9 protein-coding genes and 1 riboswitch are annotated in these 8,921 nt (G+C 60.4%); of the genes, 4 read left to right on the top strand and 5 right to left on the bottom strand.

Annotated elements, in window-relative coordinates; all coding sequences use genetic code 11:
* Positions 1-428 precede the first annotated feature (428 nt).
* Positions 429-508: riboswitch (cyclic di-GMP riboswitch) on the bottom strand.
* A 57-nt stretch (positions 509-565) separates the two neighbouring features.
* The 5 genes from corA to msrB form a co-directional block, all read right to left on the bottom strand.
* Positions 566-1,627 carry a magnesium/cobalt transporter CorA gene (gene corA, locus K419_RS0118290; protein ID WP_026842822.1) on the bottom strand — a complete coding sequence of 354 codons (1,062 nt, stop codon included), beginning with the start codon at positions 1,625-1,627 and terminating at the stop codon, positions 566-568.
* 31 nt (positions 1,628-1,658) lie between these two features.
* Positions 1,659-2,123, bottom strand: a complete 465-nt coding sequence (locus tag K419_RS0118285) for an EVE domain-containing protein (protein ID WP_026842821.1) — start codon at positions 2,121-2,123, stop codon at positions 1,659-1,661.
* 75 nt (positions 2,124-2,198) lie between these two features.
* A complete protein-coding gene (gene polX / locus K419_RS0118280) occupies positions 2,199-3,932 on the bottom strand; it encodes a DNA polymerase/3'-5' exonuclease PolX (protein ID WP_026842820.1) in 1,734 nt (577 codons plus the stop codon).
* 72 nt (positions 3,933-4,004) lie between these two features.
* On the bottom strand, positions 4,005-4,649 hold the full coding sequence (msrA, locus tag K419_RS0118275) for a peptide-methionine (S)-S-oxide reductase MsrA (RefSeq protein ID WP_026842819.1): 645 nt from the start codon (positions 4,647-4,649) through the stop codon (positions 4,005-4,007).
* Positions 4,650-4,736: 87 nt separating this feature from the next.
* The gene (msrB, locus tag K419_RS0118270) at positions 4,737-5,135 is read right to left on the bottom strand and encodes a peptide-methionine (R)-S-oxide reductase MsrB (protein ID WP_226377734.1); all 399 of its coding nucleotides are present in this window, start codon (positions 5,133-5,135) and stop codon (positions 4,737-4,739) included.
* A gap of 353 nt (positions 5,136-5,488) precedes the next feature.
* Here msrB and K419_RS0118265 point away from each other — a divergent pair, with 353 nt between their 5' ends.
* The 4 genes from K419_RS0118265 to sucD all read left to right on the top strand — a co-directional run bounded on the left by K419_RS0118265 (position 5,489) and on the right by sucD (position 8,809).
* Positions 5,489-5,947 carry a hypothetical protein gene (locus K419_RS0118265; protein WP_026842817.1) on the top strand — a complete coding sequence of 153 codons (459 nt, stop codon included), beginning with the start codon at positions 5,489-5,491 and terminating at the stop codon, positions 5,945-5,947.
* Positions 5,948-5,968: 21 nt separating this feature from the next.
* Complete coding sequence (locus K419_RS0118260; RefSeq protein ID WP_026842816.1) at positions 5,969-6,289, top strand: hypothetical protein; 321 nt, start codon at positions 5,969-5,971, stop codon at positions 6,287-6,289.
* A 351-nt stretch (positions 6,290-6,640) separates the two neighbouring features.
* Positions 6,641-7,801 carry an ADP-forming succinate--CoA ligase subunit beta gene (sucC, locus tag K419_RS0118255; protein ID WP_026842815.1) on the top strand — a complete coding sequence of 387 codons (1,161 nt, stop codon included), beginning with the start codon at positions 6,641-6,643 and terminating at the stop codon, positions 7,799-7,801.
* A 111-nt stretch (positions 7,802-7,912) separates the two neighbouring features.
* Positions 7,913-8,809: a succinate--CoA ligase subunit alpha gene (sucD, locus tag K419_RS0118250; protein ID WP_026842814.1), complete on the top strand. Its 897-nt coding sequence runs from the start codon at positions 7,913-7,915 to the stop codon at positions 8,807-8,809.
* Positions 8,810-8,921 lie beyond the last annotated feature (112 nt).

Genomic DNA, 8,921 nt, shown 5'->3' with positions numbered 1-8,921 from the left:
GTTGTAAAAGAGCAAAAATCACGACAACAGCAGTTCAGCAAACGTCAGCAAAGGCTGTTGCTGACATCCGCCGCTTTATTTCAACGGCCTGCTAGTGCACCAACCACGAGAGCAGTGTGCCTTAACGGAAAACCAGCAGTTTAAACTGCGCATTCAATATTATTAGATTCAATTTAGTGTTCATTTTTTACAGTCAAATCTACGCTTCGTCTATATTTCAAGGGCTTTCTTTCAACTGTAAAATTTTTCACAGTGAATTTTTTTACAGCTCAGAGAGAGGAAAAAGCCTTCCAAGACTGCTCCAGTGGTAAAAAACGTCTAAAACTTGCATATTATTTTAATCTATTACAGTTCAAACCTGCTTCATTGAGGAAAGAGCAACGGAAATAAAAAAAGCCCACCATAAGAAATGGCAGGCTTATCACCGCCTCGGTAACCCCTCTTTCCAACTCGTGCTGGACAGGTGGCTTTGCGTCCCCAAGTTACCCTGGGTTTGCCTTTTCGAGGCTGCAGATTACTAATAAAAACTGAACAGTGTCAACAAAGAAGTTCTAATGACAGTGCTCTATATCCACCGTCTCTTTTTGAAATAGACCAGCATTCCCCCACCGATCAAGGCGGAAAGGAGCAGCACCATGTAGTAGCCGTAGTGCCATTCCAGCTCGGGCATGTATTTGAAATTCATGCCATACAGTCCGACGATAAAGGAGAGGGGCATGAAGATGGTGGCTATGATGGTCAATACTTTCATCACTTCGTTGAGACGGTTGGAAACGCTGGATAGGTAGATGTCCAGCATGCCGGAGAGCATCTCGCGCAGGGTCTCCAGGGTGTCGAGTACCTGCACGGTGTGGTCGTAAAGGTCCCTCAGGTAGATGACGGTGGTGTCCCGGATCAACTGGGAGTCGCGCCGCTGCAGGCTGCTCACCGCTTCGCGCAGCGGCCAGAACGCCTTGTGCAGGAACAGCAACTGCCGCTTCAGGCGGTAGATGGCCTGGACCGTCGCGGTGGTCGGGTTGTCGATCAACTCGTCCTCGATGTCCTCGATGCGGTCCGATATCTCCTCCAGCACCAGGAAGTAGTGGTCCACGATGACGTCGAGAAGCGCGTGCAGCAGGAAGTCGGGACCCATTGCGCGCAGCCGCGCCTTCTCGTTGTTGAGCCGGCTTCTCACCTGCTCGAAGACATCCCCCTCCAGCCCCTCCTGGAACGAGACAAGGTAGTTTTGCCCCAGGACCAGGCTCACCTGTTCCGACTTCAACTCGCCGCTTTCACCATCCAGCGTGATCATCTTGAGGACCACGTACAGGTAATCCCCGTAATCCGCGGCTTTAGGTCTTTGGTCGGTGGCGAGGATGTCTTCCAGCACCAGGGGATGGATGCCGTAGCAACTGCCGAAATGCCGCAGCACCTCAAGGTCTGCCAGCCCGTCCACGTTGACCCAGGTCACCGTGGGGAGCGGCTTCTTCACCAGGCATTGCTTGATCGACTCGACCGGCCGCGCCTCAAGGTGGGATTCATCGTATTCGACCAGGTCGATCTTGGTGGCGCCGGTCTTGGCGCGCCCCATGTGGATCAGGGTTCCGGGGGCAAGCCCCGCTTTCTTCGAGCGCTTCCTTATAGACATGAGTTCCTCGGTTAGGTTGCCGCGATCACTGCTAGACTGCGGCCAGCTTCAGTATCAGGTCCCATTCTTCCTTGCGGACCGGCTGGATGGAGAGGCGGCTCCGGTTCAGGAGCGCCATGCCGGAGAGCTCCGGCACCGTTTTCAGCTCGGACAGGGTGACCGGGCGCGGCAGTTCGCGCACGAATTTCACGTCCACCATGAACCAGGCGGGCTTCTCCGGGTTGCTCTTCGGGTCGAAGTAGTGGCTCTCGGGGTCGAATGCGGTGAAGTCTGGATACCCCGCCCTGACCACCTCGGCGATACCCACCACCGCCGGCTCGGCAATGTTGCTGTGATAGAAGAGGACCAGGTCGCCCACCTGCACCTCATCGCGCAGGAAATTGCGCGCCTGGTAGTTGCGCACCCCGTCCCAATGCTCGGTCGCGTTGGGGCGGTGCTTCAGGTCCTCCAGCGAGAAACTGGAGGGCTCGGATTTGAATAGCCAGTAGTTGGGCATGGTCTTGTTCCCTTTCTTTGTTGGCAGCAGAACTCAGCAAGGGGACAGGCACCTGACGGAGCCAGTCCCCCTGCATCATCTTGCCATCCTCTTCCTCTTCTCTCTGAGCTTCTTCAGCAACTGGTCGGGGTCCAGCGTATTTAACACGTCCGCAGGTTCGAGCCAGCCTCGCTGGGCGACCGATATCCCGTAGGGGAGAAAATCGAATTGCAGCTTGGCGTGGGTGTCGGTGTTGACGGCGATCATGACGCCCAGCTCCTTGGCCCGACGCACGTGCTTATCCTCCAGGTCCAGCCGCATCGGGTAGGCGTTTATCTCCAGCGCCGTCCCGGTCTCCTTGGCTACCCGCAGCACCTCGTCCATATCGATCTGGTACCCTTCCCTTTCTCCGAGGATGCGCCCGGTCGGATGCCCGATGATCGAGACGTAGGGGTTACGCATGGCTGCGACGATGCGCGAGGTCATGACTTCCTTGGAGTTGTTGAACCCGGAATGGATGGAGGCAACCACTATATCCAGTTCCCTCAGCACCTCGTCAGGAAAATCGAGCGTCCCATCGCCGAGGATGTCCATCTCGGTCCCGTGCAGCACCCGGAACCCTTTGAGCTCCCGGTTCAATGCCTTTATCTCCGCGGCCTGTTCCCGAAGCCGCTCCACGGAGAGGCCGCGCGCGACTCCAAGCCCTTGCGAATGGTCGGTGACGGCAAGGTAGGATAGCCCCCGCTCCCTTGCCGCCTCCACCAGTTCGGCGATGCCGTGGGCGCCGTCGCTCCACCTGGAGTGGACGTGCAGATCCCCCTTGATGTCGGCCTGGGTCACCAACTGCGGCAGCTTCCCCAAGAGCGCCGCTTCGATCTCGCCGCGGTCCTCGCGCAGCACCGGGGGGACAAAGGCCAGGTCCAGCAGGCGGTAGACGTCTTCCTCGTCCACGCCCCCCAGACGCTGGTTGTCCTCTTCCCGGAAGATGCCGTATTCGTTGATCTTCAGCCCCCGTTTCTGGGCCATCTCGCGCAAGCGCACGTTATGGGCCTGGCTGCCGGTGAGGTAGGCAAGGGCGGCGCCATAGGAGGCAGGGTCCACCACGCGCAGGTCCACCTGCACCCCCTCGCGAATAGTGACGCTGGCACGGGTCGGGCCGCGCATGATGACGTCGTGCACCTGCGGCAGATCGACAAAAGCCGCCATGACGGCGGCCGGATCGGGCGAGGTGGCGACGATGTCGATGTCCTTGATGCTGTCCCTGCGCCTCCGGATGCTTCCCGCCACCTCGATCCGCTCCACCGGAGCCCGCTCTTTGAGCGCCTCCACCAGGTCCTGAGCCGCAGGGAGCATGCGCCCCAGCGGCTGGCGCTCGCGCCCGCGCTTCACCGCCGCTATCCCCTTGAGGATGTTCTCCTCCGTCTTCTGCTTGATCCCCTTGATGCCGATCAGCTTGTGTTCGAGTGCGGCCTTTTCCAACTCCTCGATGCTCGCGATCTGCAGGGCGTCGTAGATCGCCTTCGCCGTCTTAGGCCCCAGGTCCGGGATGGCCAATAGCGCGAAGACGCCGGCGGGGACCTCCTGTTTCAGCTCCTCGTAGGCCGCCATGGTGCCGGTCTGGAGGTATTCCTCTATCCTCCCGGCAAGGTCCGCCCCCACCCCCGGAATCTCCAGGAGTTCCTTGTGGGAGAGCTGCGCCAGGTCCCGGCTGAAGCCGTCCAGGTTGAGCGCCGCGCGCCGGTAGGCCCTTATCTTGAAGACGTTCCCTTCCTTGATCTCCAGGATGTCGGCGATCTCGGAAAAGATCCGTGCGATTTCCCTGTTTTTCATGGCCTCTCCCGATGATACGGGTAATCGCTATTACACAGCGACCTTGTCCACCAGCCTGTCCACCGACTAGTTTCACCGCGAAGGTGGACCCCACAGATCCTTCAGCCGCCGGTCGCGCCCGCAGCTCGAGCGGTAGTAGAAGTAGCGGATCGGGTTCTTCTTGTAGTAGTGCTGATGGTATTCCTCGGCGGGGTAGAACACCCCCGTCGCCACGATCTGGGTGGCGATGGGTTCTTTGAACCTCTTGCTTGACTCCAGCGCCTTCTTGGACTGGAGGGCCAGGCGTTGCTGCTCCTCGTTATGGTAGAAAATCGCGCTCCGGTACTGCTCGCCGCTGTCGCAGAACTGCCGGTCCTTCGCCAGCGGGTCGATGTTGTGCCAGAAGACGTCGAGGAGCTTGTCGTACCCTATCTTCGCCGGATCGTAAACCACCTGGATTGATTCTGCATGCCCGGTGCTCCCGGAGGAAACCTCCTCGTAAGTGGGGTTGATCTTATGGCCGCCGGTATAGCCCGAGGTGACGGAGACGACACCGGGCAGCTCGTCAAAGGGGTGCTCCATGCACCAGAAGCACCCCCCGGCAAAGGTCGCCTTCTCCAGGTGCCCGGCGGGCTGGGTACCCTTGCCTCCAGGAGCCGTGGCGCTTGCTGCCAAGGTTGGTCCCGCCGCGCAGAAAAGCGCCGTCAGGGTAAGAATTGCGAATCGAATATGTTTCATCACTCTTCTCCTCTGCCAGGCCCCGCCGCAGCTCCTGCCCCGGCATCGGATCCCTTCCGTCGCGGCAGGTGGGCGGGGGAGCCGCAGCTACTTCGTGGCCACAAACTGCAGCGCCGCCGAGTTCATGCAGTAACGAAGCCCGGTCGGTTTAGGCCCGTCGTTGAAGACGTGCCCCAAGTGTCCGCCGCAACGGCGGCAAAGGATCTCGGTGCGCGTGCTGAACAGGCTGCGGTCCACTTCGGTCTTGATGTTCTCTTTGGCTATCGGCGCGGTGAAGCTGGGCCAGCCGGTACCGGATTCGAACTTGTCCTCGGACCGGAAGAGGTCGAGGCCGCATCCCGCGCAGCGGTAGACGCCATGGTCGTGGCTGGTTGCATATTTACCCGAGAAAGCGCGCTCGGTCCCTTTCTCCCTCAGTACATGGTACTGTTCCGGAGTCAGTATTTTCTTCCACTCATCTTTGCTTTTCACTATTTCGTCGCTCATGACATAGGTCCCCTTTTCCGCTGAAAAGACCTTGATCCGCGAAGCAGCGTTAACTATTGCCGAATCTTCACCAGATTCAAGAACAACCAGAACTGACACCACTAAAACTGTCAGCAACCCCGCAAAAAATGTTGCTTTCCTCATGGCTTTTTTCTCCTATAGGCTCTTCGTTGCCGCTTTTCTCATAGCCCTTAGGATATCACAATGGGGTTAATTATTCATGACAGTTGCACTGAGATGGAGCTAAGGCATTGCTGAATATTGCCGATACCTTTCAGGACTATTTTTAGGTTGAACGGACGCTGGTTATCCTCAATAATAACCAGGTTCAGATTGCAGGCCCTGGAGGGACAATGAAGACACTCGTGATGCTGCTGGCTTTCGCCCTGACTGCGTCCGCCGCCGCGGCGGAGATGTACACCTGGAAGGACTCAAAGGGAACCACCTTCTACACCAACAGCCTCCACGAGATCCCGGCGCGGTACCTCAAAAGAGCGCGGGTCCTCGACGTTGCGACCGGGAAAAAGGGGGGACCAGCCGTCGCCAGCCCGGGCACGCCGACGGCACCGACAGCGCCGGGCGGCGCAGCGTCCCCCCCGCCACAGGCACCCCAGTTGGTGCAGTCGGCGCCGGTCCCTCAGCCTCAGCCCATAGCGCCCGCGGCCGCGCCCATCGCAGCTCCTGCTCCGGCGGCCGCCGTAGCGCCGGTACCGGCGGCACCTTCCCGCGCCGTCTCGACAGAACGGCAGCAGCGGTCGGCAGGGGGAGATCAGAGGGCTCTCAGGAGGCATCGCCGCGCCCTGGATGATTGACCCCAGGATTAAGGAGCTCTGATGACCAAGACATTACCGATAGCGATCCTCCTCCTTATGGCCGGGGCAGCTCAGGCCGAAGAGCTGGTCTGCCAGGGGGACATCGTCAGCACCCAAGGGGAAGGGATAGTGGCCCGAAAGCACCGGTTCGAGGTCAGCGGCATAGCCGGCGCCGATATTGGGGCCGTACTGGAGCAGTGCCGGAAAATTGCAGTGGAGCGACAGGTACGGGCAGCCAGGAAAAACCCGGGCGGGAGCTTCAGGAGGATCTCCGAGGTCGAGTTGGAGTGCACCCGGGGGTCGGAGAAAACCAAGGTCCGCCGCAATATCCAGACGGAATAGGGGGGCTGATGAAGGCGCGACCTAGGGGACTGGCTCCGAAGGTGCCTGTCCCCCTTCGCCTTTCCCCTTTCGACGGCAAAGTGCCAGTCTCCCTGCGCCACCCTTTTTTACTGCCACTCTTTTGCTCTAATGGAAAGAGCGGTTGCTCTCCCCTTGTCACTCCCCCTACCAGCTTCTAGTTTTTCACTCCTATTCCAAGGCCTTACGCAACCTACCCTGCCCTATCTGCCAGTCCGGGGGTAAAATTAAAAGGCTGGGCCACTTTTTTTCTTAGAAAAGGCTGGTAGAACAATAACGTGCGGCGCAGCCCGGTCCGCAACCGAACCACAAGCTGCAGGACAGGAGATCATGATGAACATTCATGAATATCAGGCAAAGGAAATACTGAGCGCATTCGGGATCCCGGTGCCCCGCGGGCGTGTGGCCCTGACCGCGGACCAGGTCGAGCGCGCCGCGAAGGAGATGGGCGGGCGCTGCGTGGTCAAGGCCCAGATCTACGCCGGCGGACGCGGGAAGGCCGGCGGGGTCAAGCTGGTGCACCACCCGGAACAGGCCCAGGACCTCGCCAAGGAGTTGTTCGGAAAGACCCTGGTGACCCCGCAGACCGGGCCGGAAGGGCTCAAGGTGAGGCGCATCCTGGTCGAGGAGGCGGTCGACATCGCCCGCGAGTTCTACCTCTCCATCACCCTGGACCGCGGCACCTCCCGCTATATCCTGATCGCCTCCGCAGAGGGGGGTATGGAGATAGAGGAAGTGGCGACGAGGAGCCCGGAAAAGATCCACACCCTGACCATCGACCCCTTCACCGGGCTCAGGTCGTTCCAGGCGCGCCACATCGCCCTGCAGCTGGGCCTGTCCGGGAGCGTCTGCGAGGACTGCGTCAGCCTCATCCTCAACCTCTACCGCGTCTGCCTGGAGAAGGACTGCGCCCTGGTGGAGATCAACCCGCTGGTGGTGACCCGCGCCGGTTGGCTCATGGCCATGGATGCGAAGATCACCTTCGACGACAACGCCATCTTCAGGCACCGGGAATACCCCGACATGATGGACTACTCCCAGTTGGACCCCCTGGAGATCAACGCGGGGAAATACGATCTCGCCTACATCAAACTCACCGGCACCATCGGCTGCCTGGTGAACGGCGCAGGCCTCGCAATGGCGACGCTCGACGTCCTGAAGGAATTTGGCGGCGAACCCGCTAACTTCCTGGACGTCGGAGGGGGGGCCACCCGCGAGAAGGTGGCCGAGGCGTTCAAGATCATCCTTCAGGACAGCGACGTGAAAGGGATCTTCGTCAACATCTTCGGCGGGATCATGCGCTGCGACGTGATCGCCCACGGCATCATCGAGGCCGCCTGCGAGGTGAACTGCACCCTCCCCATCGTGGTCCGCATGGACGGGAGCCAAGTCGAGGAAGGGAAGAGGCTTCTTACCGAGAGCGGCCTCAACGTGCAATGCGGCGACAACCTTGGGGACGCGGCCGCGCGGATCGTGAAGATGCTGGCGGGGTAGCTTCGGCGACTGCGACGGCCGTTCCCTCACCCTGTCCCTCCCCCAGAGGGGGAGGGGACGCCAGGTTCCGCGTAATCCCGTTTATGCCCCATACTTAACCGGAGAGTTCATATGTCCATATTGATCAATAAGTCGTCGAGAATCGTGGTGCAGGGGATCACCGGCCGAAGCGGGCTCTTTCACACCCAGCAGTGCCGCGAGTACGGCAGCAACGTGGTAGCGGGGGTCACCCCCGGCAAGGGGGGGATTCACATCGAAGGTATACCGGTTTTCAACACGGTGGCCGAGGCGGTGAAGTACACCAGCGCCAACGTTTCCATGATCTTCGTGCCGCCTCCCGGCGCCGCGGACGCCATCCTGGAAGCGGCCGCCGCCGGTCTCGAACTGGCCGTCTGCATCACCGAGGGGATCCCGGTGCGCGACATGGTGCCGGTGAAGGCTGTCCTGCAGCAAAGCAAGATGCGCCTGGTCGGCCCCAACTGCCCCGGCGTCATCACCCCCGGGGAATGCAAGATCGGCATCATGCCGGGTCACATCCACAAGCCCGGCAAGATCGGCGTCGTCTCCCGCAGCGGCACCCTCACCTACGAGGCGGTGAAGCAGCTTACCGACATGGGGCTTGGCCAGTCGACCTGCGTCGGCATCGGGGGGGATCCCATCATCGGGATGACTTTCGTGGACGTGCTGAAGATGTTCAACGAGGACCCCGGCACCGAGGGGGTTTTCATGATCGGCGAGATCGGTGGTGCCGCGGAGGAAGAGGCGGCGGTCTGGATTCAAAAGCACATGAAGAAGCCGGTCGCGGCGTTTATCGCAGGCGTGACCGCGCCGCCGGGGAAAAGGATGGGGCATGCCGGCGCCATCATCACCGGCGGCAAGGGAAAAGCTGCGGACAAGATCCGCACCCTCACCGAATGCGGCGTAACCGTCGCGACGAGCCCCACCAAGATGGGGGAAGCGATGCAGACGGCGATGGGTTCAAAGGGAAACGGCAAGAAGCAGAAATGACGTTGGGTTAAAAAAAACCTTTTCCTCCGGCGACCTTCCCCCCTCCCGACTCCCCCCGCTGGGGGGAGGAGCCTTGCCATTCAGCGTGCCCCGTCAGTCTAGTCCCCTCCCC

It is taken from the genome of Citrifermentans bremense R1, assembly GCF_000426865.1.
In the GTDB taxonomy this organism is placed as follows: domain Bacteria; phylum Desulfobacterota; class Desulfuromonadia; order Geobacterales; family Geobacteraceae; genus Geomonas; species Geomonas bremensis.
The sequence above is the reverse complement of the archived record's forward strand: the minus strand, read 5'-3'. Positions and strand labels throughout refer to the sequence as shown.

Coding starts and splice junctions, on each gene's coding strand:
- sucD (WP_026842814.1), top strand. CDS start 7,913: ATGTCCATATTGATCAATAAGTCGTCGAGAATCGTGGTGCAGGGGATC.
- K419_RS0118260 (WP_026842816.1), top strand. CDS start 5,969: ATGACCAAGACATTACCGATAGCGATCCTCCTCCTTATGGCCGGGGCA.
- sucC (WP_026842815.1), top strand. CDS start 6,641: ATGAACATTCATGAATATCAGGCAAAGGAAATACTGAGCGCATTCGGG.
- K419_RS0118285 (WP_026842821.1), bottom strand. CDS start 2,123: ATGCCCAACTACTGGCTATTCAAATCCGAGCCCTCCAGTTTCTCGCTG.
- msrA (WP_026842819.1), bottom strand. CDS start 4,649: ATGAAACATATTCGATTCGCAATTCTTACCCTGACGGCGCTTTTCTGC.
- polX (WP_026842820.1), bottom strand. CDS start 3,932: ATGAAAAACAGGGAAATCGCACGGATCTTTTCCGAGATCGCCGACATC.
- msrB (WP_226377734.1), bottom strand. CDS start 5,135: ATGAGCGACGAAATAGTGAAAAGCAAAGATGAGTGGAAGAAAATACTG.
- corA (WP_026842822.1), bottom strand. CDS start 1,627: ATGTCTATAAGGAAGCGCTCGAAGAAAGCGGGGCTTGCCCCCGGAACC.
- K419_RS0118265 (WP_026842817.1), top strand. CDS start 5,489: ATGAAGACACTCGTGATGCTGCTGGCTTTCGCCCTGACTGCGTCCGCC.